Source organism: Vibrio sp. SSH13-20 (assembly GCF_040104475.1).
Lineage (GTDB): Bacteria > Pseudomonadota > Gammaproteobacteria > Enterobacterales > Vibrionaceae > Vibrio > Vibrio harveyi.
The window spans coordinates 20,679-44,462 of sequence record NZ_JBECOU010000014.1; the positions used below are offsets into that span (position 1 = coordinate 20,679).

A 23,784-nucleotide genomic window follows, 5' to 3' on the forward strand; every position below is an offset into this window, starting at 1 on the left:
GCCCTCGCAAACGCGGGGGCTTTTTTATTGAATAAACGGAGTGAGTTGTGGATATAGAACTGAGCTACAAAGCCAAACAAGTGATGGCAGATTGCATCGCGATGGCAGAGCAAGCATTCAAACGTTCTTTTATCATCCCTTCTCTGGCTTTCAATGTTCGTGGTAAAGCAGCCGGCAAAGCCTACTTGCAGTCGAATGAAGTTAGATTGAATCCGAAGCTCTTTAAAGAAAATCCTCAAGCTTTTCTTGAAGAAGTGATTCCACATGAAGTCGCGCATCTCATTACTTATCAAGTGTACGGTCGCGTTCGACCTCACGGAAAAGAGTGGCAAGGCGTGATGGAAGCGGTATTTAAAGTTCCAGCTAAAACCACTCACAGCTTTGATGTGGCTTCTGTACAAGGTAAAACTTTTGAATACCGCTGTGCTTGTATGACTTACCCACTTTCAATTCGTCGTCACAACAAAGTGCAGCGCAAAGAAGCGATGTATTCTTGCCAAAAATGTCGCCAACCGCTGAACTTTACTGGTATTCAGCTCTCGTAACGCCCATCCTTTTCCTCCTTTAGCCTTCAAAAAATAGAGACATACGCACTCAAATTGCTGCTTTTTACTCACTATTGTCAGGTTACTCATCACTAAAGCTAATTTATGCGTGTTAGAATGAATAAAGTCATACTTTATAAAGACTTTAATCATGAAATACCTGTTCTCTCTATTCCTATTTGCGCTTTCTAGTACAGCGATTGCTGCGCCTCCAAGCTCTTTTTCCGCCGCTAAGCGTGAAGCGGTAAAAATCTACGCCGATCACCCAACCAGCTTCTACTGTGGTTGTGACATTAAATGGCAAGGCAAAAAGGGCGTGCCGGATCTCTCTTCTTGTGGCTATCAAGTTCGCAAGCAAGAAAAACGCGCATCTCGCATCGAGTGGGAGCACGTGGTTCCTGCATGGCAGTTCGGCCACCAGCGTCAATGTTGGCAAAATGGTGGACGCAAAAACTGCACAAGAAACGACAAAGTCTTCAAATCTATGGAAGCCGATCTCCACAACCTAACTCCGGCTATCGGAGAGGTAAACGGTGACCGCTCTAACTACAACTTCAGTCAGTGGAATGGCATGGATGGCGTCAGCTACGGTCGTTGTGAAATGCAAGTGAACTTTAAGCAGCGTAAAGTCATGCCACCCGATCGCGCACGCGGCTCAATTGCGCGTACTTACCTGTACATGAGCAAAGAATACGGTTTTAAACTTTCGAAGCAGCAGACTCAATTGATGAGTGCTTGGAACAAAACCTACCCTGTAGATAAATGGGAATGTGAGCGTGATGAACGCATTGCTAAGATTCAAGGCAACCACAACCCATTCGTTCAAGAGGCTTGTCGCGCACTGTAATTCTTCCCGTAATTACCGCAGTACACCTCCACTATTCGAGGCGTTGTCATTTACTGGAATGGAAACGCCTCTTGCCCCTTGTTTTTTCGGTAGAAAGCATCCATGTTAGTGTCTAAACACTCGCGTATGCAGGAAATCGAAACACTATGCGTATCCCTCGAATTTATCATCCAGAAACCATTCAACAACTTGGCATCATTGCTCTAAGCGACGATGCAGCAGGTCACATTGGTCGTGTGCTTCGCATGAAAGAAGGTCAAGAAGTCCTATTATTTGACGGCAGCGGTGCTGAATTCCCAGCTGTCATCAGCGAAGTCAGCAAAAAGAATGTGATGGTTGAGATCTCTGAACGCGTAGAAAGCAGCATTGAGTCACCGCTTGATCTTCACCTTGGTCAGGTCATTTCGCGTGGCGATAAGATGGAGTTCACCATCCAAAAATCAGTAGAACTTGGCGTGAATACAATTACACCGCTGATCTCTGAGCGTTGTGGCGTGAAATTAGACCAAAAACGTTTCGAGAAGAAGCTAGCTCAGTGGCAGAAGATTGCGATCAGTGCGTGTGAACAGTGCGGTCGCAACGTAGTACCTGAAATTCGCCCTATCATGAGCTTAGAAGAGTGGTGCCAAGAAGAGTACGACGGCTTGAAGCTTAACCTGCATCCACGTGCGAAGTACTCAATCAACACCTTGCCAATACCTGTTGAAAAAGTTCGTCTATTAATTGGTCCTGAAGGCGGTCTATCTTCTGACGAGATCGACATGACTCGCGAATATCAATTTGAAGAGACGCTACTCGGCCCTCGTGTTCTGCGTACCGAAACAGCGGCTCTGACAGCAATTACAGCCTTACAAGTTCGTTTCGGCGATCTTGGTTAAAACGGAGAAAAATAATGATCAAACTCGGTATCGTAATGGACCCAATCTCGTCCATTAACATCAAGAAAGACTCTAGCTTTGCCATGATGCTTGAAGCGCAACGCCGCGGCTACGAAATCCACTACATGGAAATGAATGATCTGCACCTAGACCAAGGTAAAGCAATCGCAGACACCAAAGTGGTTGAGTTAAAAGAAGATCCAACGGGTTGGTACGAATTCAAATCAGAGCAGACCATTGAACTGTCTGAACTTGATGCTGTGCTAATGCGTAAGGATCCTCCGTTCGACACAGAGTACATCTACGCAACTTACATCCTTGAGCGCGCTGAAGAGCAAGGCGCACTGATCGTTAACAAGCCACAAAGCCTACGTGACTGTAACGAGAAACTGTTCACAGCTTGGTTCCCAGAGCTAACACCAACCACTATTGTGACGCGTAAAGCTGAGAAGATTAAAGCCTTCCGTGAAGAACACGGTGATGTGATCCTAAAACCACTTGATGGCATGGGCGGCGCATCTATCTTCCGCGTGAAAGAGAACGATCCAAACGTATCAGTTATCATCGAGACACTAACAAACCATGGTCAAAACTACGCGATGGCGCAAACCTTCGTGCCAGATATCAGCAATGGTGACAAGCGCATCCTAGTGGTTGATGGTGAGCCAATGCCTTACTGCCTTGCTCGTATCCCTGCAAAAGGTGAAACACGTGGTAACCTAGCGGCAGGCGGCACAGGTGAAGCTCGCCCACTTAGCGAAACTGATATGAAGATCGCTCAAGCGGTTGCACCGACCCTAAAAGAAAAAGGTCTTATCTTTGTGGGTCTTGATGTGATTGGCGACAAGCTAACGGAAATCAACGTAACGAGCCCAACCTGTATTCGTGAAATTGAAGCGGCTTTTGATATTTCAATCACAGGCAAGCTAATGGACGCGATTGAGCGCCGAGTGAAAGGCGAATAACTCAAACTGTATTACAGTTAAATAAGAGCGTTGTGGATTAACTTAAGCAAACTCATGCACATACCCGTACAGGTGAAAACATGGGGTTTGCTTAAGTATTTTTAATAGCCTTATAAGGTCGAGATGAGAATGAACCTCACAAACCATTTCTTAGTTGCCATGCCGGGAATGAAAGATCCCTACTTCCAGAATAGCGTTATCTACGTCTGTGAACACAACGAAGAAGGCGCTATGGGGTTGATGATCAACGCACCTGTCGATATCACGGTTGGTAGTATGCTCAATCAAGTCGAAGTGCAACCTGTGCACCCTCGCCTGTTTGAAGCAAGCTTAGATAGACCAGTGTACAACGGCGGTCCTGTTTCTGAAGATCGTGGTTTTATCTTGCACAAACCAAAAGACTACTACGAATCAAGCATTCAAATGACTGACGAACTGGCAGTTACCACGTCTAAAGACATCTTGTCAGTACTTGGTACAGAAGCGGAACCAAGCGACTATTTAGTGGCACTTGGATATTCCGGCTGGAGTGCAGGTCAATTAGAAACTGAGTTGGCAGAGAATTCTTGGCTGACCATCGAAGCGACGCCAGAGATCATTTTCGATACTCCAATTATCGATCGTTGGAAAAAAGCAGTCGAGAAATTAGGTATCGATCCAAGCCAGCTATCTTCGGATGCAGGGCACGCTTAACGCGCTTCCACACTCAACCTATTTTATTTAGTTAGATTCGAGACACATTATGTCACGCACAATCATGGCCTTCGATTTCGGTACCAAGAGCATTGGTAGTGCTATCGGGCAAGAAATCACCGGCACGGCTTCCCCACTTAAAGCATTCAAAGCGAATGACGGCATTCCAAACTGGGACGACATCGAGAAACAAATTAAAGAGTGGCAACCAGACCTATTGGTGGTGGGTTTGCCAACAGACTTGCACGGTAAAGACTTAGAAACCATCACGCCACGAGCGAAGAAGTTCGCCAATCGCCTGCACGGTCGTTACGGCTTACCCGTTGAATTGCATGATGAACGCCTATCAACAGCAGAAGCACGCGCAGAGTTGTTCAGTATGGGTGGCTACAAAGCGCTGTCGAAAGGCAATATCGACTGCCAATCAGCGGTCGTGATTCTTGAGAGTTGGTTTGAAAACCTTTGGGGTGAGTAAACACTTCAAGCACAATGAAAAAGGTTGGTTTCGCCAACCTTTTTCGTTTCTGAATTGGATTAATCCATATCGATCTTAACGTTCGCCAAACTGCCCGTAGAGAATGCTTCACCACGTTGCGTCTTCAACATCAAACGCAGATCGTTGGCAGAGTCCGCACTGTGCAATGCATCTTCTTCACTGATCTTACCTTGCATCACTAACTTGTAGAGCGATTGGTCGAAGGTCAACATCCCAAATTCATTGGATCGAGCCATGGTTGCTTTCAACTCATGAAGATCGCCTCGACGGATCAGATCGGATACTCGCGGGCTATTTAATAAGATCTCAAACACGCCATGACGCCCCTGACCGTTCTTATCACGGATCAACTGCTGACCTACTACGCCTTTTAAGTTCATCGACAGATCAAACAAGAACTGATCTTTCTGGTCTTTCGGCACCAAGTGCAAAATACGTTCAAGTGCTTGGTTTGCGTTGTTGGCGTGCAATGTAGCCATGCACAAGTGACCAGTTTCAGCAAAGGTCATTGCGTATTCCATCGTTTCTCGGCTTCGGATCTCACCAATCAAAATCATGTCTGGTGCCTGACGCAACGAATTCTTCAACGCCACTTCATAGCTGTCAGTATCCAAGCCCACTTCACGCTGAGTCACAATACAACGTTTATGCTCATGCACAAATTCAATTGGGTCTTCTACCGTAAGAATATGACCAGTCTTGTTGTTGTTGCGATAACCCGTCATCGCAGCCATGGTGGTCGACTTACCAGAGCCTGTCGCACCAACCACCAGCACCAAACCACGCTTGGCAATTGCAAGATCTTGCAGCACCAAAGGCAACTTAAGCTGCTCAAACGTTGGAATATTGGTTTCAATACGACGAATGACGGCTCCCGGTAATTCACGTTGGAAGAAGGCACTGACACGGAAGCGACCGCAATCACGGACAATGGCAAAGTTCGACTCACGGCTTTTGCGAAACTCTTGTCGTCGCTCCGGGTCCATTGCACTATCAAGCAACAAGGCTACGTCATTTTCGCTCAGCTTATCGCCTTGCGGACGCAATTCGCCATCCACACGAAACAAGATCGGGGCACCGACAGTGATGTATAGATCCGACGCTTTTAACGCCAGCATGCCTTCGAGAAATTTATTCAGATCCATCGTCCGTATTCGCTATTTCCTAAGTAATTCGTTACGAGAATTGCTGCGCTTCAATTTCAACTTTCTTATCCACTTCTTCACGCGATACCATGCCTTGTGCCATCAATTGACGAGCATTCTGCTCCATGGTCTGCATGCCATGCGCCGCACCGGTCTGAATGATCGAATACATCTGCGCGACTTTGTCTTCACGAATAAGGTTACGGATCGCAGGTGTCGCCATCATGATTTCATGACAAGCAATACGACCACCACCATTACGTTTTAACAGTTTTTGTGCAATAACCGAACGCAGCGACTCCGACAGCATCGAACGCACCATGTCTTTGTCACTACCTGGGAATACGTCGATAATACGGTCGATGGTTTTCGCTGCTGAGCTAGTGTGCAGCGTACCGAAAACAAGGTGACCCGTTTCAGCAGCCGTCAGCGCCAAACTGATGGTTTCTTTATCACGCATCTCACCAACTAGAATCACATCCGGGTCTTCACGTAATGCGCTGCGCAGTGCGTTTTGGAAGCTGTGTGTATCACGGTGTACTTCACGTTGGTTGATCAGACACTTATTGTTGGTGTGAACAAATTCAATCGGATCTTCAATTGTTAGGACGTGCTTATTGTGATTACGGTTAATGTAGTCAACAATGGCTGCCAAGGTAGTCGATTTACCAGAACCCGTTGGACCGGTAACCAGTACCAGGCCTTTTTCAGCATTGGCAATCTTTCTGAAGATCTCTGGGGCTTCTAGCTCTTCCAGTGTTGGAATGCTACTTGGGATGGTACGGAACACAGCCGCACAACCGCGAGATTGGTTGAAAGCGTTGACACGAAAACGGCCAACGTTATGCAATTCAAATGAAAAATCGACTTCGAGTTTTTCTTCGAACTCACTGCGCTGCGCATCGTTCATGATTTCAAAAACCAAACGATGCACTTCTTGGTGTGTAAACGCTGGAATGCCCAGCTTTCTTACATCACCATCAATACGAACCATTGGTGGTACACCTGCAGAAAGATGTAGATCCGAAGCATTATGTTTTACACTAAAATCCAGTAACTCAGTGATATCCATTTAAAATCCTTAAGTCTAAAGTACAGCTATGAGTAGTATTCAACAAAACATTGAACATATCACCTCTCAAATTCGACACGACGAACAAAAATGCGGTCGTGCTCCAGAGTCAGTGCAACTTCTAGCAGTAAGCAAAACTAAACCTGTCGAGGCAATTCTCGAAGCTTACCAATCTGGCCAAGAGGCGTTTGGTGAAAACTACGTCCAAGAGGGCGTCAGTAAAGTTCAGCACTTTGCCGAGCATTATCCAGATAATCGAATCGAATGGCACTTCATTGGTTCAATTCAATCCAATAAATCACGCCCTGTTGCTGAACATTTCGATTGGGTTCACACCATTGATCGCGCTAAGATCGCTCAACGCCTCAATGACCAGCGTCCAAGCGAGCTAAAACCACTGCAAGTTCTGATTCAAGTTAACACCAGTGGTGAAGAGTCAAAATCTGGCGTTGCTGATGCAGAAATATTCGAACTGGCTGAGTTGATTTCTCGCCTTCCAAACCTCACGTTAAGAGGGTTGATGTCGATTCCTGCCAACGTACCAGATTACGAATCGCAACTTCGCGCATTTAAGCAACTTGAAGAGCTAAAGCAAAAGCTAGCCCAGCAGTACCCGGATGTCGACACGCTATCCATGGGTATGAGCGGAGACATGGATGCGGCAATCGAAGCAGGTAGCACTATGGTGCGAATTGGCACAGCGATTTTTGGCGCGCGCGACTACAGCAAACAGCAATAAAAGCGACTCGTTGTTAGACACTGCGAATTTGAGTCTGAGTGCCTTCTATTTCGGCACTCAGAGCAAAGTGGTGCAATTATACACCTGAGCGCACAACAAATTGTAAGAATTTATATTTGGAAATCAGACATATGGAACATAAAAAGATTGCCTTTATCGGCGCGGGAAACATGGTGCGTGCGATTGTTTCTGGTCTCGTAGCAAATGGCTACCCAGCACAGAACATCATTGCGACCGCCCCATCGGAGACACGTCGCCAACCTCTTGAGCAAAACTTTGGTATCCGTACCACCAGCGATAACATCGCAGCCGCGACAGAAGCGGATGTTGTGGTATTGTCTGTGAAGCCACAAATGATGGAAGAAGTGTGTAAACCACTGCAATCTATCGACTTCAGCAATAAACTGGTTATCTCTATTGCGGCTGGCATCAACTGTTCACGCTTGGATGACATGCTAGCGACTAAGCTCAACTTGGTTCGCGTGATGCCAAATACACCATCGCAACTTGGTTTGGGCATGAGTGGTCTTTACGCGCCTGAACACGTGCAAGAACAAGATAAAGCCTTCGCGGCAGAGCTAATGCAAGCCTGCGGTAAGGTATGCTGGGTCGAACAAGAATCTGGCATCAACAATGTGATTGCCGCGGCAGGCAGCGCACCAGCTTACTTCTTCCTGTTTATGGAAGCGATGCAAGCAGAAGCAATTGCTCAAGGTTTCGATAAAGACACGGCTCGCACGTTAGTTCAACAATCCGCACTTGGTGCTGCAAGTATGGTGGTAGAAAACCCACAAACTGAGCTTTCAACACTGCGCGAGAACGTGACATCAAAAGGTGGCACAACGGCAGAAGCACTACGTACGTTCAACGAGCACCAACTGTCTGATATTGTGGCGAAAGCAATGCAAGCTGCGGTTGCTCGCGCTGAAGAAATGGAAAAACTGTTTTAATGACTTGAGTGATACCCACTCTGTGTCACTCACTTACTTGTTAAGGGTACCTTATGAATTCAATGAGTTTTCTCATCTCAACCCTATTTGACCTGTACATCATGGTCGTCATTTTGCGTATATGGTTGCAAGCTGCTCGTGCAGATTTCTACAACCCATTCTCGCAGTTCATCGTCAAAGCAACCCAACCGGTTGTGGGTCCACTGCGCCGCGTGATCCCATCCATTGGTAGCATCGATCTAGCGACAGTGCTGTTTGCTTACGTGTTGTGTGTGCTTAAGTTTGTTGCGCTGATCCTGATCGCTTCTAGCGGGTCAGTTTCATTTAGTATGGACTTCCTATTCCTAGGCTTATTGTCTCTGATTAAAGCCGCTGGCGGCTTGTTGTTCTGGGTACTATTGATCCGTGCAATCCTGAGCTGGGTTAGCCAAGGTCGCAGCCCTATCGAGTACGTATTCCATCAACTAACTGAACCAATGCTAGCGCCAATCCGTCGCATCATCCCTGCAATGGGCGGCTTCGACTTGAGCGTGCTAGTGCTGTTCATTGGTCTGCAATTTGCTAACTTCCTGATGGGCGACATGATTGGTCCTATCTGGTATCAACTATAATGTCAGAAGCAGTTTGGCATGACGGCGAGGATGTGGTACTTCGGCTCTATATCCAACCAAAAGCAAGCCGCGACAAGATCGTCGGCTTGCATGGTGAAGAGCTCAAAATTGCCATCACCGCACCGCCTGTCGATGGTAAAGCGAATGCGCACCTAACCAAGTTTTTAGCCAAACAATTTAAAGTTGCTAAAGGCTTGGTTCACATAGAAAAAGGTGAACTGGGACGTCATAAACAAATTCGGATAGAATCCCCAGTGCAAATACCAACAGAAATTAAAGCCATCATTTGATGGCTTTTTATTTACGAAATTACGAAATTCGTACCAATAATTAAACGCCCGATTCGAGGAAGTGATAATGAGCAAATGGATTACCGCCCTACTGATCAGCCTGTTGTCTTTACCAAGCATGGCAGGTCAGTTCAAAACCATGAAAGACATCGAGGTCCACTACATCGCGTTTAACTCGACCTTTTTAACTCCCAAGATCGCCCGTAGCTACGACATCAAGCGTAATGGCTACAATGCAGTACTGAACATCAGCGTGCTCGATAGTGCCTCTTTAGGTAAACCTGCCGTTGAAGCTAAAATCAGTGGTCAGGCGAAAAACCTTATCGGTCAAACGCAAAAGCTCACCTTCCGTGAAGTGAAAGAAGGCGATGCGATTTACTACCTAGCAGAGCTCGGTATCACTAACGAAGAAACTTTTACCTTCGATATTGACGTTAAAGCTGGAAACAAAGGCTCAGGTAAGCTTAAATTCACCCAGAAATTTTATGTCGAAGAGTAATTGGGTTGTGATGATCTAAAAGCTTTTAGAACATCATAGCCTTAGAACCAATTTAATCAGGGAGAACACTGCGTTCTCCCTTTATCGCTACAGAAAGAGACGACCATGAAAAAGATAGTGCTAGCAACAGGCAACCAAGGCAAAGTTCGTGAGATGGCAGATCTGCTGTCTGACTTCGGTTTTGAAGTATTGGCGCAAAGTGAATTCAACGTATCTGAAGTAGCAGAAACTGGCACGACTTTCATCGAAAACGCGATCATCAAAGCTCGCCATGCCGCACAAGAAACGGGTCTTCCTGCGATTGCGGACGACTCAGGCTTAGAAGTCGATTTCTTGAAAGGTGCTCCGGGCATTTACTCTGCACGTTACGCAGGTGAAAAAGCCTCTGACCTAGAGAACCTAGAGAAGCTACTTAAAGCAATGGAAGGCGTACCAGAAGCAGAGCGCACCGCTCGTTTCCACTGCGTATTGGTTTTGATGCGTCACGAGAACGATCCAACCCCTATCGTTTGTCACGGTAAATGGGAAGGTCGCATTCTAACTGAAGCACACGGTGAAAATGGCTTTGGCTACGACCCAGTCTTCTTCGTTCCTGAAGACAACTGCGCGTCTGCCGAACTTGAGCCAGCACGTAAGAAGCAACTGTCTCACCGCGGTAAAGCACTCAAGTCGTTGTTTGCTCAATTGTCTGAGCAAGTGTCTCAGTAATCTCGAGCGAATTAGACCATGTTAACGCCCCCAGCACTGAGCTTGTATGTACACATCCCGTGGTGTGTACAAAAGTGCCCATATTGCGACTTTAACTCTCACGCGCTTAAAGCCGAGATCCCAGAAGAAGAGTACATCAATGCTCTTCTTGAAGATTTGGATACCGACATTGAGAAATACCGTCTTAACGAAGCGCCACGTCCACTGCATTCAATCTTCATTGGTGGTGGTACGCCGAGTTTGATTTCGGCAGAAGGTATCGAGCGTCTACTTAAGGGCATTGAAGCGCGTATTCCGTTCAAGCCTGAAATCGAAATCACCATGGAAGCTAACCCTGGCACCATTGAAGCTGAGCGTTTTGTTGGCTACCGCAAGGCTGGTGTAACGCGCATTTCTATCGGCGTGCAAAGCTTTGAGCAACAGAAGCTTGAGCGTTTGGGGCGCATTCACGGTCAAGACGAAGCCGTCAATGCTGCTAAGCTGGCACACCAAATCGGTTTGAACAGCTTTAACCTCGATCTCATGCACGGCTTACCTGATCAAAGCATCGAACAAGCCTTGGCTGATTTGGACAAAGCGATTGAGTTGGCGCCACCGCACCTGTCTTGGTATCAGCTGACCATCGAACCAAATACCATGTTCTACTACAAGCCACCGACTCTGCCAGATGACGATGACTTGTGGGATATCTTCGAACAAGGACATGAGAAACTCGCAGCGGCGGGTTATGTTCAATACGAGATTTCTGGTTACAGCAAGCCGGGCTATCAGTGTCAGCATAACCTGAACTACTGGCGCTTTGGTGACTACCTTGGCATTGGTTGTGGCTCACACGGTAAGCTGAGCTTTGCTGATGGTCGCATCATTCGTACCACTAAGGTCAAACACCCGCGTGGCTATCTGATGGCATACCAAAACATGGTGAAGCCATACTTGGATAGTGAACAGCTTGTGGCTGATGAAGATCGTCCGTTTGAGTTCTTTATGAACCGTTTCCGCTTAATGGAAGCGTGCCCGAAACAAGACTACATCGATACAACAGGTCTGCCGTTGAGCTCGATTCAAGAGACTATCGATTGGGCGCTAGAGATGGGTTACCTGAGTGAAACCGAGACTCACTGGCAAATTACCGAGAAAGGTAAGCTGTTCCTCAATGATTTGCTTGAAGCTTTTATGGCGGAAGAGGAATAAGAAAAGGAATCGAGATTCGGGAACGGACTGCGTCCTTCGAGAAACAAAAAGGGTTGGCGCTCAAACGCCAACCCTTTCTTTTATTCGTAACAACACTTATCTAAAGCGAAGCGTTCCTAAGTCCCTAATACACAAGGACGAAGTCCGATCTCGCTTCTCGTCTCTTTTCCTTAGAAAATCGAACGACCAATGCGCTCGGCAAGTAGTTCAAGTGCTTTAGTGCCAGCGAGTGAGTTACCAGATGCATCAAGCTCTGGAGACCAAACAGCAATCGTCATTTCACCCGGTACGACAGCGATGATGCCACCACCAACACCTGACTTACCCGGCATACCAACGCGGTAAGCAAATTCTCCAGCACCATCGTACAAACCACATGTTGCTAGTAGTGCATTCAACTGCTTGGTTTGCGTTGGTGATACCACAGGCTTACCCGTTTGCACCGACGTACCTTTATTGGCTAAGTAGCTAAAGGTCTTTGCGAGATCGACACAGCTCATCTTCAATGCACACGCATGGAAGTAGTTTTGCAGAACAGGGATAACCTCGTTCTCGAAATTACCAAATGAACGCATCAAGTACGCAATCGCAGCGTTACGGTCACCATGCATCATTTCAGACGCTGCAACCACTTTGTCGTATACGATATGAGTATCACCAGATAGCTGACGAGCAAATTCCAACAGACGCTGACGAGGCGCAGAGAGACGGCTTTGCAGCAAATCAGCAACCACAATAGCACCGGCGTTAATGAACGGGTTACGTGGAATGCCCTGCTCCATCTCTAACTGGATCATCGAGTTAAACGCTTGACCAGAAGGCTCTTTACCTACACGACACCAGATCTCTTCTTGCTTGTACAAGCACATTGCCAGAGTCAGGCTCAACGCTTTTGAGATCGACTGAATCGAAAATGACTCTTCTGCATCGCCCGCTTTAATCACTTCACCCTCATTGGTGTATACCGCAATACCCAGTTTGGTATTAGGTACTTTTGCCAATGCGGGAATGTAGTCGGCGACTTTGCCTTGACCAATTAGAGGGCGAACTTCCGCTAGAATGTCTGTCAAAATTTGCGCTGTAGGTTTCATCTTCTACCTTCTTGTCACAAGAACCCAAATGGCTGAGTTCAGAGGTAAAAAAAACCAACGCGGACGTTGGCTTTTCCATGGAATTGATTCGACTCAAGTCGATTATGGTTTTATTGCCACAATGATGTTGCGGTTGATGGATTGATCAACACGGTGAAGATAACCGATGTAAGGCTCTTCTGAAAGTACCTTCCACCCTTGCTCTTCAAATAATGCCGCCACGTCTTTCCACTTCAAGGTAAATTCGTTGAAAGACAGCACTACAGAACCTTGCTTCTTCAGAACCACTTTCCATGCAGGCAGAGCCTCTTTTAGAAGCTCCAGTGGGCTGCGGTTCAGTTTGCTGTCTTTGGCATTTTTGCTGCCGTGTTGCACGCCGTAAGGCAAGTCAGACACCATCACATCTACCGAGTTTTTCTTCACAACTTGGTCTGCAATACGCGTATCTGCTGAGTACAGCTTCATCGTTTGAAGATTACCTTTGTTGTAATCGTCTTTGTCTGCTGCAGCCTCAACCACGAAGCCATCTGCCACTTTTTTACCACCAGAAGTGCGCTTTTCTTTGCTCACTTTGTGCTTAAAGCGACCGTTCTTCATGAACTTAACGATGAAGGTTTGGATCTCTTGAACCCATTTCTGGTTGATCTCAACACCCACAACATTCAAGCCGTGGATCAAACCTTCAAACAGTGTTGTACCTTTACCACACATAGGATCCATCAGCGTTAATTGCGCACTGCCCGTGTTGGCAGCACTGACGCCTAGGTTCACCATCAAACGCGTAAACTGCTCGTTTGTTTTACCTGTGTAACGCAGGATCTGACTCATGCTCTCAGGGAAAGTATTGAATGCAGGCGCCTGAATTGGACGTAATAAGCCATCTTCACGCACTTCAAATAGCGCGTAGTAGATAGATGACGCAGCAATCTTGCCTGCCTGTGCTTCACTTAGTTCGGTTTCGCAAGAGAACACAAGTGCAGCAGGCAGACCCACGTCTTTGTTGCCAATTTCAGTTACTTCAACACCTTCCGACGCTAAAATCGCTTTCAGCTCAGAACATGCAATCGTCATTGCGCTATCAAAGTAAATACGGTTATGACCCGGATTCGCTAATATCGCGTAGTGGTACATCTACTGGCTCCTTAAGCAGTACGTTTGAATTTGATATCCCACACACCGTGACCTAGACGGTGACCGCGAGCTTCAAACTTAGTCAGTGGACGTTCTTCTGGACGAGGAATGAAGTCGCCTTCTTCAGCGATGTTTTCGAAACCAGGAGCTTGGTTCATGATTTCAATCATGTGCTCAGCGTAGTTTTCCCAGTCAGTCGCCATGTGGAAGATACCTTCATTAAGGATAAGCTTCTGACGAACCATTTCAGCGAACTCAAGCTGTACGATACGACGCTTGTGGTGACGCTTTTTGTGCCATGGGTCAGGGAAGAACAGTTGTAGCGTTGCTAGGCTGCCATTTGGGATCATGTGTTCGAATACTTCTACCGCATCGTGACACATTACACGTAGGTTCGTGATACCGGCTTCGCGAGCATCTGCAAGACAAGCACCAACACCTGGACTATGCACTTCGATACCGATGAAGTTTTTCTCTGGCGCGTTCTTTGCCATTTCAACCAATGAAGCACCCATACCAAAACCGATTTCAAGCACTACTGGGTTATCGTTGCCAAACACTTCTTTCCAATCAAGAAGTTCAGCTTTGTAGTCGATACCCATTGTTGGCCAGCACTCGTTCATCGCATTTTCTTGGCCCTTAGTTAGACGACCTTCGCGACGCACGAAACTGCGGATTTTACGGATCATTTTACCGTCTTCGTTGTATTCGTTAGTGGTTACTTCACTCATTGATTTTGCCTGCACATTGATTAATCAAAGCGGGGATTATCCAAAGAATTCACTTAGGTGCAAGTATTTGTTGAGCTATCGGACTATGGCAGCCCAAAAGCAAGCAAACCAGACACAATATCCCCACAGTTTATCTGTTGTACTTACACCACAATCTGTGGTGCAATTTTGCTCCTAACCAATAATAGAATACAGAGCAAGTCGTGACACCTTTCGCCAGTGCCATCTTAGAATGGTATGACGCATATGGAAGAAAAGATCTTCCGTGGCAACAAAACAAGACCGCTTATAGTGTCTGGTTGTCTGAAATCATGCTTCAGCAAACTCAGGTCACTACGGTTATTCCTTATTACCAACGCTTTTTGGAGCGCTTCCCGACCGTGGTCGATCTTGCCAATGCTGAGCAAGATGAAGTGCTGCACCTTTGGACCGGCTTAGGTTATTACGCACGTGCTCGTAACCTTCATAAAGCCGCAAAAGAGGTCGCCCATAAATACAATGGTGAGTTTCCTCTAGACCTAGAGCTGATGAATGCCCTACCGGGGATTGGTCGCTCCACCGCAGCTGCGGTTCTTTCGTCTGTCTATAAACAGCCACATGCGATATTAGACGGCAACGTAAAGCGCACACTCTCGCGCTGTTTTGCCGTGGATGGATGGCCGGGACAAAAGAAAGTCGAGAATCAATTGTGGGAAATCGCAGAAACGCACACGCCACAAACAGACGTCGACAAGTACAATCAAGCCATGATGGATATGGGTGCCATTATGTGTACCCGCAGCAAGCCTAAATGCACCTTGTGTCCAGTCAGCGATCTTTGTGTGGCAAAGAAACAAGGTAATGTGCTTGATTATCCGGGTAAGAAGCCCAAAAAAGACAAACCAGTTAAGCAAACACGTTTCGTCATGCTGCATCACAAAAATGGTGATAGCCACGAAGTTTGGCTAGAACAAAGACCGCAGACGGGAATTTGGGGCGGGCTATTTTGCTTTCCACAAACTGAGCATATTGATGTAGAGAGCGATATTGAATTGCTGCTGGAACAACGTGGTATTCAAGCCGACGATATTAAACGTCAAGAAACTCTGATTACGTTTCGTCATACATTCAGCCATTACCATCTCGATATCACACCGATTTTGATTGACCTGTCAAAGCAACCTAATGTGGTGATGGAAGGTAACAAAGGTCTTTGGTATAACTTATCTAAACCTGAAGAAGTCGGTTTGGCAGCCCCAGTAAAACTCTTACTGGAAGCTCTGCCCCACGAGCTTCGTTAATTAATTGCAAGGAGTCATTATGAGCCGCACTGTTTTTTGTGCTCGACTAAAGAAAGAAGGCGAAGGTCTAGACTTTCAACTTTACCCAGGTGAACTAGGTAAACGTATTTTCGATAATATCTCGAAAGAAGCTTGGGCTCAGTGGCAACACAAACAAACGATGTTGATCAATGAGAAGAAGCTTAACATGATGGATCCTGAGCATCGTAAACAACTTGAAACAGAGATGGTGAATTTCCTGTTTGAAGGTAAAGATGTACACATCGAAGGCTACACGCCACCAAGCGAATAAAGCAAACTTGTTTTAAAACAATGACATCACAACCAACCTTGTGGTGTCATTTTTGTATTAACGTCTAACAACCCTAATAACTATGAAAAAGATTGCCTTTATCGCTACTGCACTTTTAATGGCTGGTTGTAGCCGTGAATTCGTCGAAAAAATTTACGACGTCGATTACGAGCCAACCAACCGTTTTGCTAACAACCTTGCAGAATTGCCGGGACAGTTTGAAAAAGATACCGATGCACTCGACGCACTGATCAACAGCTTCTCAGGCAACATTAAGAAACGTTGGGGGCAACGTGAAGTGAAGTTTGCCGGTAAAAGCAATTACGTAAAATACATCGATAATTATTTGAGTCGTGCTGAAGTCGACTTCCAAAAAGGTGTTATTACCATCGAAACGGTTTCTCCCACCGAACCGCAAAAACACCTAAAGAACGCCATTATCACCACGTTGTTAACGCCAGATGACCCGGCTAATGTCGACTTATTCTCTTCTAAAGAGATCAAACTTGAGGGGCAACCTTTCCTGTATAAGCAGGTTGTCGACCAAGACAAAAAGCCGATTCAGTGGTCATGGCGAGCAAATCGCTTTGCCGATTACTTGATCGCCAACCAAGTCAAAACTAAAGATGTCGACTTTAAGAAAGCGTATTACGTTGAAATCCCGATGGTAGAAGATCACTTCTCGCAGCGCAGTTACCAATATGCGGACATCGTACGTCGTGCATCAAAGAGATACGATATTCCTGAAGATTTGATTTACGCCATCATCAAAACCGAAAGTAGCTTTAACCCATACGCAGTAAGTTGGGCAAATGCATATGGCTTGATGCAAGTCGTACCTAAAACAGCAGGTCGAGACGTATTTAAGCTAGTGAAGAATCGTTCTGGGCAGCCAAGTCCTGAATACTTATTTAACCCAGAAAACAATATTGATACTGGAACGGCTTACTTTTACATCCTTAAGAACCGTTATTTAAAAGACGTACAGCATCCAACTTCATTAGAATACAGCATGATTTCTGCCTATAATGGCGGAACTGGTGGTGTTTTGAACACTTTCCATCGCACTGATCGCAAACGCGCGATGAGAGATTTAAATTCTTTGCAACCAAACCAAGTTTATTGGGCACTTACCAAGAAACACCCGAACGCAGAAGCGCGTCGTTACCTAGAAAAAGTTACAAATTTCAAAAAGGAATTTAACTCCGGACACACTTTGTAGTGACAGTTGAATAAAAAGCGTTCGAACAACCACTTTTTTGAAATTATTTAAAAAAAGTGGTTGACGCAAAGCGGGAAAATCCGTTTAATAGCGCTCCGTCGCCCGGATAGCTCAGTCGGTAGAGCAGAGGATTGAAAATCCTCGTGTCGGTGGTTCGATTCCGCCTCCGGGCACCACAATTTAAAATTGTTGGTGCTTAGCACGAACAGTTAAAAAAGAAAACGGTACGCCGACTTAGCTCAGTAGGTAGAGCAACTGACTTGTAATCAGTAGGTCACCAGTTCGATTCCGGTAGTCGGCACCATTCTTTTGCCTCGATAGCTCAGTCGGTAGAGCAGAGGATTGAAAATCCTCGTGTCGGTGGTTCGATTCCGCCTCGAGGCACCATATTTGGTGCGCTTGCTTAAAGTAAGACACAAAACAGAATAGTTCCTCCTTAGCTCAGTTGGTAGAGCGACGGACTGTTAATCCGCAGGTCACTGGTTCAAGTCCAGTAGGAGGAGCCAACTTCTAGAGTTTCATGTAAATGAGATTCTAAAAAATGGAGAGTTTACTCTTCAAAAAAGAAAACGGTACGCCGACTTAGCTCAGTAGGTAGAGCAACTGACTTGTAATCAGTAGGTCACCAGTTCGATTCCGGTAGTCGGCACCATTCTTTTGCCTCGATAGCTCAGTCGGTAGAGCAGAGGATTGAAAATCCTCGTGTCGGTGGTTCGATTCCGCCTCGAGGCACCATATTTGGTGCATTTGCTTAAAGCAAGACACAAAACAGAATAGTTCCTCCTTAGCTCAGTTGGTAGAGCGACGGACTGTTAATCCGCAGGTCACTGGTTCAAGTCCAGTAGGAGGAGCCAACTTTGAAAGCCAAGTCTTCGGACTTGGCTTTTTTCTTATCTGCATTATAAAAACACTTATCTACTTTCAGTATCTCCATTTAACTTTAAGACTCCTCCCCTTCAAAAAACCTTATAAACTCAAGATTCATTTGATAAAACACACTTATTTCACGCTAAAAATTTAATCCAAATCATAGTTTCAACATTGATGCATAGGCGCGTGTATACATCTTCAATATGATGAATTTATTATTACACCCCCTAATAAGCTATGCATTGCATAGTATTAAATACGTCTCGTGAGCTAACTATGAAATTAAAAACTCAAGCCTATTTATTATCTGCAATCATCTTGATTGCGTTACTTGCTCTTACTGCAACAGGTCTTTGGACACTACGCGTCGCAAGTAACCTTGATAACAAAGCTCGAGTGACTGAGCTATTTAAGAGTGCATACAGCATTCTAACTGAAGTTGAGAAAATGGCAGTGGAAGGCAAGATGCCTGAAGATGAAGCCAAAGCATTGGCTACTCGCCTACTTCGCAACAATATCTACAAAGACAACGAATACGTTTATGTTGCCGACGAAAACATGATTTTTGTGGCAGCACCGCTCGACCCTCAATTGCATGGCACCAGTTTCCATGATTTCCGCGATGGCGACGGCAACAGTGTTGGTCAATTAATCTTAGATGTCCTAGGTCGTAAAACAGGTCAAATCGTTGAATACACTTGGACACAAAAACTCCCTGACGGCACGATCGAAGAAAAACACTCCATTGCAGAGAAAACGCCCCATTGGAACTGGGTGGTAGGCACTGGCATCGGGTTTAATGAGGTCAATGCTCGCTTCTGGTCAACAGCTCAATGGCAACTAGCACTGTGTCTAGCAATTGCGGGGGCGATACTAGGTGGGTTGATTATCTCCATCCGTAAGATGCTTAATCTACTCGGCGGTGAGCCAAATGACGTACGTGAAGCGGTTCAAGCCGTTGCTCAAGGAGATATCCAAACCAGCTTTGAATATACCGCACCAAAAGACAGCATCTATGGTGCTGTACAAGAGATGAGTCAATCTCTGGCTAAGATGGTAACTAACCTGGACGAATCAATGCACGCCTTGCGTTCAGAGCTATCAGCGGTAGAGTCTCGCTCTAATTCGATCGCTGATCTAACCATGTCTCAGCAACAATCGACGGCAATGATCGCAACAGCAATGACAGAAATGGCTTCTTCGGCTAACCATGTAGCAAGTTCGGCAAGCGATACAGCACAAAACACCGATGAAGCAGATAAACAGAGTCAGCACACGCAATCATTAATCCATAGCACTGTAGACAACATCCAAGGGTTGGCGACTCAGTTGAATACGGCAAGTAAAGCGGTTGCGGACCTTGATCAAGATGTAAACAGTATCGTAAAAGTTCTCGACGTGATCGGCGATATTGCAGAGCAAACTAACCTACTGGCGCTAAATGCCGCGATTGAAGCAGCCCGTGCAGGAGAACAAGGTCGAGGCTTTGCAGTTGTTGCCGATGAGGTACGCAACCTAGCAGGTCGCACGCAAGACAGTACAAAAGAGATTCAACAGATGATCTCTAACCTTCAAGAGGGTTCGCGCAATGCTATCCATACAATGGAGATATGTGCCGAGACCAGCGAAAGCACAGTAACTGAATCAATGAACGCCTCAGAGGCACTTCAACAGATAGTAACCGCGTTAGAGTCTATTACTGCGATGAGCCAACAAATTGCAACAGCAGCGGCTGAACAAACGCAAGTGAGTGATGACATTGCACACCGCATCAACCTAATTGAAGAAAGCGGCAGCCAGCTAAATACGGTGGTAACAGAAAGCCAATCAAGCACCCAAACATTGGCATCTTTAGCTGATGAACTTGAAGGTTGGGTGAACAAGTTCTCAGTAAAGCACTAGTTTAAAGTCAATTGTTCAATAAAAAGCACGTTTTCAGACGTGCTTTTTTGTTTTTATCGCCTTTATTTTGCGACAGAACGCCCTACTTTTCTTAAAACAGCGCTTAAAGCATGGTGCATTGCTGCTCAAAATGCATAAAAACAGCCCACTCCGAGCACAAATCCATCAAACGATAATTTATTTTAATTTTATTGTTGACCTGAAAGCCGAAAAGCCTTTTAATACACCTCGTCGCCCGGATAGCTCAGTCGGTAGAGCAGAGGATTGAAAATCCTCGTGTCGGTGGTTCGATTCCGCCTCCGGGCACCACAATTTAAAATTGTTGGTGTCTAACACGAACAATAGAAAGAATAACGGTACGCCGACTTAGCTCAGTAGGTAGAGCAACTGACTTGTAATCAGTAGGTCACCAGTTCGATTCCGGTAGTCGGCACCATTTATTCTTAAACAAGATAATTCCTCCTTAGCTCAGTTGGTAGAGCGACGGACTGTTAATCCGCAGGTCACTGGTTCAAGTCCAGTAGGAGGAGCCATCTTTCGGTTAGTAAGTCGATTACTTATTAACGAAAATGTGCCGACTTAGCTCAGTAGGTAGAGCAACTGACTTGTAATCAGTAGGTCACCAGTTCGATTCCGGTAGTCGGCACCACTTATTAAAATTTGTTCCTCCTTAGCTCAGTTGGTAGAGCGACGGACTGTTAATCCGCAGGTCACTGGTTCAAGTCCAGTAGGAGGAGCCATATTAGAAAAAGCCGCATCACTTGATGCGGCTTTTTTGCATCTGAAGAAAACGCACCGCTCCCTCTCTTCACCCAACTTTATCTCAATAAACAAAAAGCCAGGCGATGTACCTAGCTTTCTCTTTTTGTATCGTATCAATGAGTGTCTAAGCGGAAGGCTAGCTCAAACCGCCAAGGCAGATGTACTTCGTCTCTAGATACTCATCCATGCCTTGCTTAGCCCCTTCACGACCAATGCCAGATTCTTTGATCCCACCAAACGGCGCAACTTCCGTAGAGATAATCCCTTCATTTACCCCCACCATGCCATATTCCAAACCTTCACTAAATTTGATGATACGCTTCAAGCTATCGGTGTAGAAGTAACAAGCTAAACCATATTCAGTATCATTCGCCATCGAGAGCACTTGCTCATCATCATCAAAACTAATGACTGGCAGAACCGGGCCAAACAGCTCTTGTTGCACTATCGCCATACCTTGTTCCACATTATCTAAGATAACAGGCTCCATAAAGCGCCCAGAGCGTTTTTGAGGCAGATTAAGCATCGTTGCCCCTTCTTGTACTGCCTGATCGATCACTGCTTCTAGACGATGCTTAGAAGCCATTGTAATCACAGGACCAAGAGTTGTATTTTTCTCAAGACCATTACCGACCGTCAGGCTTGTTACCTTATCTAGAAGCTTAGTTAAGAACGCCTCTTTTACGTTCTGATGCACATACAAGCGGTTGGTACACACACAGGTTTGTCCGGCATTACGAAACTTAGAGGCAATCAAGCCATTCGCCGCAGCTTCTAAATCTGCATCGTCAAAAACAATAAAAGGCGCATTGCCACCTAATTCCATAGAAGCAGCTTTAACCGTATCACTTGCCTGCTTCATCAAGATCTTGCCGACACGTGTCGAACCCGTGAAAGAGATCTTCTTAATTCGCGGATCGGTACTTAATACCAAACCAAACTCTGCCGCTTGCTCAGAAACAACGGTAGACAATAGAGCTTTAGGGATGCCAGCCTGGTGAGCAAGCTCAACCACAGCCACAGCAGTCAAAGGCGTTAATTCAGAAGGTTTAATGATCATCCCACATCCCGCAGCCAAAGCAGGAGCCGCTTTTCGAGTGATCATTGCAATAGGGAAATTCCATGGTGTAATCGCAGCACACACGCCGACAGGCTGTTTAATGGTAGAGAGTCGTCTATCTACCGCTGGTGCAGGTATAACCTCACCATAGGCGCGCTTAGCCTCTTCTGCGAACCATTCAACAAAAGATGCTCCATATGCGACTTCTCCACGACTTTCAGAAAGCGGTTTGCCTTGTTCTAAGGTAATGATGTTAGCAATATCTTCCGTGTGCTCTATAAGTAATTGAAACCACTTTTTCAGCGAAGCGGAACGTACTTTAGCACTGAGTTTTTCCCACTCAACTTGAGCCGCTTTACACGTTTCTATTTGCACATCTAGCTCGTCCAAAGAGCTAGGTTTTAAGCGAATCAGTTCTTGCTCAGTCGCAGGGTTAATAACTGCAATCCCATCTTGAGAAGACAGGCTTTCGAATAAGACTCTTAGTGTTTCACTTTGTATCTGCTGCATCATTAGGTTGTACTCCCAAAAGAACCTTTACTAGGTTAATCCTTCTGACAAATAAGAGTAAAGCAAACAAAGTTTTCTTCAGCGTAAATATGAGAAGTGATGACCAAGTACAGTTAACCAGTGATACAGAGAAGGGAACACAAACAGAGATTGCTATGATTGAAGAAGATAAGTATTTGGTGTGTCATATACTTGGTTTTATTAGATAAACCCTGTCTTTGATGTAAGAGAGCAAATAGAGGGTATCTCAGACGTAACCAAATGATAGGTTAGATTTCTCAATACTCGTGGAAAGACTGGGGTGCGAATGTAGAGCTTTATCTGAATAAGTGGTTGAGCTTGTAGGCTACAGATAAAACCTTGCGAGACTTATTTTCCCATAAGAGAAAATCATGTTCCCTAAAACGACAAAACCCACTCCGGAGACTGGACTTCTAAATAAATGGCGGACGGCCGGGATTGCGGGCAACCGGGACTCATTCCCTGAAAGGGAAATTATTATGCTCAAAAACGACAAAACCCAGTCCGGAGACTGGGTTTCTAAATAAGTGGCGGACGGCCGGGGTTGCGGGCAACCGGGACTCATTCCCTGAAAAGGAAATTATTCTGTTCAAAAACGATAAAACCCAGTCCGGAGACTGGGTTTCTAAATAAGTGGCGGACGGCCGGGGTTGCGGGCAACCGGGACTCATTCCCTGAAAAGGAAATTATTCTGTTCAAAAACGACAAAACCCAGTCCGGAGACTGGGTTTCTAAATAAGTGGCGGAGCGGACGGGACTCGAACCCGCGACCCCCGGCGTGACAGGCCGGTATTCTAACCAACTGAACTACCGCTCCGCACTGGTTAGACTCTGGAGTCTAAATAAGAACCTGGCGATGTTCTACTCTCACATGGGGAAGCCCCACACTACCATCGACGCTACTTCGTTTCACTTCTGAGTTCGGAATGGAAGTCAGGTGGGTCCAAAGCGCTATGGTCGCCAAGTAAAATTCTGATTGTAATGGTGCTGATACCCAGACTCGAACTGGGGACCTCATCCTTACCAAGGATGCGCTCTACCACCTGAGCTATATCAGCATCAAGATGTCCCTTTAGGACTAAAAAAGCCCGCTTTTTCAAACGGGCTCTCTTAACTTTTGTCTTCACCTTTTTTAAAAAGGCAAAAACTAAATTTAAAGCCTGGCGATGTCCTACTCTCACATGGGGAAGCCCCACACTACCATCGGCGCTAATTCGTTTCACTTCTGAGTTCGGAATGGAAGTCAGGTGGGTCCAAATCGCTATGGTCGCCAAGCAAATTCT

At 45.9% G+C, this 23,784-nt stretch carries 23 protein-coding genes, 14 tRNA genes and 2 rRNA genes; 29 read left to right on the plus strand and 10 right to left on the minus strand.

The window, feature by feature from the left end; genetic code table 11:
- Positions 1-47 precede the first annotated feature (47 nt).
- The 6 genes from ABMY42_RS24775 (at position 48) to ruvX (ending at position 4,403) form a co-directional block, all read left to right on the plus strand.
- Entirely contained in the window at positions 48-545 is a 498-nt protein-coding gene (locus ABMY42_RS24775; protein WP_009697583.1) for a SprT family zinc-dependent metalloprotease, read from the plus strand.
- Between the two features lie 151 nt (positions 546-696).
- Positions 697-1,392, plus strand: a complete 696-nt coding sequence (gene endA / locus ABMY42_RS24780; protein WP_005449743.1) for a deoxyribonuclease I — start codon at positions 697-699, stop codon at positions 1,390-1,392.
- Positions 1,393-1,538: 146 nt separating this feature from the next.
- On the plus strand, positions 1,539-2,270 hold the full coding sequence (rsmE, locus tag ABMY42_RS24785) for a 16S rRNA (uracil(1498)-N(3))-methyltransferase (protein ID WP_069687480.1): 732 nt from the start codon (positions 1,539-1,541) through the stop codon (positions 2,268-2,270).
- Positions 2,271-2,284: 14 nt separating this feature from the next.
- Positions 2,285-3,235 carry a glutathione synthase gene (gene gshB, locus ABMY42_RS24790; RefSeq protein WP_005449741.1) on the plus strand — a complete coding sequence of 317 codons (951 nt, stop codon included), beginning with the start codon at positions 2,285-2,287 and terminating at the stop codon, positions 3,233-3,235.
- Positions 3,236-3,364: 129 nt separating this feature from the next.
- The gene (locus ABMY42_RS24795; RefSeq protein ID WP_005449740.1) at positions 3,365-3,928 is read left to right on the plus strand and encodes a YqgE/AlgH family protein; all 564 of its coding nucleotides are present in this window, start codon (positions 3,365-3,367) and stop codon (positions 3,926-3,928) included.
- 49 nt (positions 3,929-3,977) lie between these two features.
- Positions 3,978-4,403, plus strand: coding sequence for a Holliday junction resolvase RuvX (gene ruvX, locus ABMY42_RS24800; RefSeq protein ID WP_005449738.1), 426 nt, complete (start codon positions 3,978-3,980; stop codon positions 4,401-4,403).
- A gap of 59 nt (positions 4,404-4,462) precedes the next feature.
- On the opposite strand, the gene ABMY42_RS24805 is transcribed toward ruvX, so the two are convergent.
- On the minus strand, positions 4,463-5,569 hold the full coding sequence (locus tag ABMY42_RS24805; RefSeq protein ID WP_017817653.1) for a PilT/PilU family type 4a pilus ATPase: 1,107 nt from the start codon (positions 5,567-5,569) through the stop codon (positions 4,463-4,465).
- A 31-nt stretch (positions 5,570-5,600) separates the two neighbouring features.
- Positions 5,601-6,641 (minus strand): type IV pilus twitching motility protein PilT, encoded by a 1,041-nt coding sequence (locus ABMY42_RS24810; protein ID WP_005425810.1) that lies wholly within the window; start codon positions 6,639-6,641, stop codon positions 5,601-5,603.
- Positions 6,642-6,669: 28 nt separating this feature from the next.
- Here ABMY42_RS24810 and ABMY42_RS24815 point away from each other — a divergent pair, with 28 nt between their 5' ends.
- The 7 genes from ABMY42_RS24815 to hemW all read left to right on the plus strand — a co-directional run bounded on the left by ABMY42_RS24815 (position 6,670) and on the right by hemW (position 11,629).
- Positions 6,670-7,380 (plus strand): YggS family pyridoxal phosphate-dependent enzyme, encoded by a 711-nt coding sequence (locus ABMY42_RS24815; protein ID WP_349266896.1) that lies wholly within the window; start codon positions 6,670-6,672, stop codon positions 7,378-7,380.
- A 131-nt stretch (positions 7,381-7,511) separates the two neighbouring features.
- Entirely contained in the window at positions 7,512-8,330 is an 819-nt protein-coding gene (proC, locus tag ABMY42_RS24820) for a pyrroline-5-carboxylate reductase (RefSeq protein WP_050937496.1), read from the plus strand.
- Between the two features lie 53 nt (positions 8,331-8,383).
- A complete protein-coding gene (locus tag ABMY42_RS24825) occupies positions 8,384-8,941 on the plus strand; it encodes a YggT family protein (RefSeq protein ID WP_005425806.1) in 558 nt (185 codons plus the stop codon).
- Positions 8,941-9,231, plus strand: coding sequence for a DUF167 family protein YggU (gene yggU, locus ABMY42_RS24830; protein ID WP_005425805.1), 291 nt, complete (start codon positions 8,941-8,943; stop codon positions 9,229-9,231). Before ABMY42_RS24825 ends, yggU begins: the two co-directional genes overlap by 1 nt.
- A gap of 67 nt (positions 9,232-9,298) precedes the next feature.
- Positions 9,299-9,730, plus strand: a complete 432-nt coding sequence (locus ABMY42_RS24835) for a DUF4426 domain-containing protein (RefSeq protein WP_005425804.1) — start codon at positions 9,299-9,301, stop codon at positions 9,728-9,730.
- A gap of 105 nt (positions 9,731-9,835) precedes the next feature.
- Positions 9,836-10,438 (plus strand): XTP/dITP diphosphatase, encoded by a 603-nt coding sequence (locus tag ABMY42_RS24840; protein ID WP_017189094.1) that lies wholly within the window; start codon positions 9,836-9,838, stop codon positions 10,436-10,438.
- A gap of 18 nt (positions 10,439-10,456) precedes the next feature.
- A complete protein-coding gene (hemW, locus tag ABMY42_RS24845) occupies positions 10,457-11,629 on the plus strand; it encodes a radical SAM family heme chaperone HemW (protein WP_045480178.1) in 1,173 nt (390 codons plus the stop codon).
- A gap of 170 nt (positions 11,630-11,799) precedes the next feature.
- Here hemW and glsB read toward each other — a convergent pair whose 3' ends face one another.
- The 3 genes from glsB to trmB all read right to left on the minus strand — a co-directional run bounded on the left by glsB (position 11,800) and on the right by trmB (position 14,582).
- Positions 11,800-12,720 carry a glutaminase B gene (glsB, locus tag ABMY42_RS24850; RefSeq protein WP_005425799.1) on the minus strand — a complete coding sequence of 307 codons (921 nt, stop codon included), beginning with the start codon at positions 12,718-12,720 and terminating at the stop codon, positions 11,800-11,802.
- A gap of 102 nt (positions 12,721-12,822) precedes the next feature.
- Complete coding sequence (locus ABMY42_RS24855; protein ID WP_005425798.1) at positions 12,823-13,851, minus strand: DNA methylase; 1,029 nt, start codon at positions 13,849-13,851, stop codon at positions 12,823-12,825.
- Between the two features lie 11 nt (positions 13,852-13,862).
- On the minus strand, positions 13,863-14,582 hold the full coding sequence (trmB, locus tag ABMY42_RS24860; protein WP_005449665.1) for a tRNA (guanosine(46)-N7)-methyltransferase TrmB: 720 nt from the start codon (positions 14,580-14,582) through the stop codon (positions 13,863-13,865).
- 203 nt (positions 14,583-14,785) lie between these two features.
- On the opposite strand from trmB, the gene mutY reads away from it, so the two are divergent.
- The 16 genes from mutY to ABMY42_RS24940 all read left to right on the plus strand — a co-directional run bounded on the left by mutY (position 14,786) and on the right by ABMY42_RS24940 (position 20,888).
- Positions 14,786-15,862, plus strand: coding sequence for an A/G-specific adenine glycosylase (mutY, locus tag ABMY42_RS24865; protein WP_349266897.1), 1,077 nt, complete (start codon positions 14,786-14,788; stop codon positions 15,860-15,862).
- Between the two features lie 19 nt (positions 15,863-15,881).
- The gene (locus ABMY42_RS24870) at positions 15,882-16,154 is read left to right on the plus strand and encodes an oxidative damage protection protein (RefSeq protein ID WP_005425792.1); all 273 of its coding nucleotides are present in this window, start codon (positions 15,882-15,884) and stop codon (positions 16,152-16,154) included.
- Between the two features lie 82 nt (positions 16,155-16,236).
- Complete coding sequence (gene mltC / locus ABMY42_RS24875; protein WP_009697576.1) at positions 16,237-17,376, plus strand: membrane-bound lytic murein transglycosylase MltC; 1,140 nt, start codon at positions 16,237-16,239, stop codon at positions 17,374-17,376.
- Positions 17,377-17,476: 100 nt separating this feature from the next.
- A tRNA-Phe gene (locus ABMY42_RS24880) sits at positions 17,477-17,552 on the plus strand.
- A gap of 52 nt (positions 17,553-17,604) precedes the next feature.
- Positions 17,605-17,680 (plus strand) — tRNA-Thr (locus ABMY42_RS24885).
- A gap of 7 nt (positions 17,681-17,687) precedes the next feature.
- Positions 17,688-17,763: transfer RNA gene (locus ABMY42_RS24890), tRNA-Phe, on the plus strand.
- 43 nt (positions 17,764-17,806) lie between these two features.
- A tRNA-Asn gene (locus ABMY42_RS24895) sits at positions 17,807-17,882 on the plus strand.
- A gap of 70 nt (positions 17,883-17,952) precedes the next feature.
- Positions 17,953-18,028 (plus strand) — tRNA-Thr (locus ABMY42_RS24900).
- 7 nt (positions 18,029-18,035) lie between these two features.
- Positions 18,036-18,111: transfer RNA gene (locus ABMY42_RS24905), tRNA-Phe, on the plus strand.
- Positions 18,112-18,154: 43 nt separating this feature from the next.
- Positions 18,155-18,230: transfer RNA gene (locus ABMY42_RS24910), tRNA-Asn, on the plus strand.
- Between the two features lie 292 nt (positions 18,231-18,522).
- Positions 18,523-20,148: a methyl-accepting chemotaxis protein gene (locus ABMY42_RS24915; RefSeq protein WP_005449658.1), complete on the plus strand. Its 1,626-nt coding sequence runs from the start codon at positions 18,523-18,525 to the stop codon at positions 20,146-20,148.
- A 233-nt stretch (positions 20,149-20,381) separates the two neighbouring features.
- Positions 20,382-20,457 (plus strand) — tRNA-Phe (locus ABMY42_RS24920).
- A gap of 51 nt (positions 20,458-20,508) precedes the next feature.
- Positions 20,509-20,584 (plus strand) — tRNA-Thr (locus ABMY42_RS24925).
- A gap of 21 nt (positions 20,585-20,605) precedes the next feature.
- Positions 20,606-20,681, plus strand: a tRNA-Asn gene (locus ABMY42_RS24930).
- A gap of 40 nt (positions 20,682-20,721) precedes the next feature.
- Positions 20,722-20,797: transfer RNA gene (locus ABMY42_RS24935), tRNA-Thr, on the plus strand.
- A 15-nt stretch (positions 20,798-20,812) separates the two neighbouring features.
- A tRNA-Asn gene (locus ABMY42_RS24940) sits at positions 20,813-20,888 on the plus strand.
- Between the two features lie 158 nt (positions 20,889-21,046).
- Here the strand turns inward: ABMY42_RS24940 and ABMY42_RS24945 are convergent.
- From ABMY42_RS24945 to rrf (ABMY42_RS24965), 5 genes are all read right to left on the minus strand, one after another.
- Positions 21,047-22,483: an NAD-dependent succinate-semialdehyde dehydrogenase gene (locus ABMY42_RS24945; RefSeq protein ID WP_349266898.1), complete on the minus strand. Its 1,437-nt coding sequence runs from the start codon at positions 22,481-22,483 to the stop codon at positions 21,047-21,049.
- Between the two features lie 758 nt (positions 22,484-23,241).
- Positions 23,242-23,318 (minus strand) — tRNA-Asp (locus tag ABMY42_RS24950).
- Between the two features lie 31 nt (positions 23,319-23,349).
- Positions 23,350-23,466, minus strand: a 5S ribosomal RNA gene (gene rrf, locus ABMY42_RS24955).
- A 17-nt stretch (positions 23,467-23,483) separates the two neighbouring features.
- Positions 23,484-23,559: transfer RNA gene (locus ABMY42_RS24960), tRNA-Thr, on the minus strand.
- A 100-nt stretch (positions 23,560-23,659) separates the two neighbouring features.
- Positions 23,660-23,776: ribosomal RNA gene (gene rrf, locus ABMY42_RS24965) — 5S ribosomal RNA — on the minus strand.
- Between the last annotated feature and the right edge of the window lie 8 nt (positions 23,777-23,784).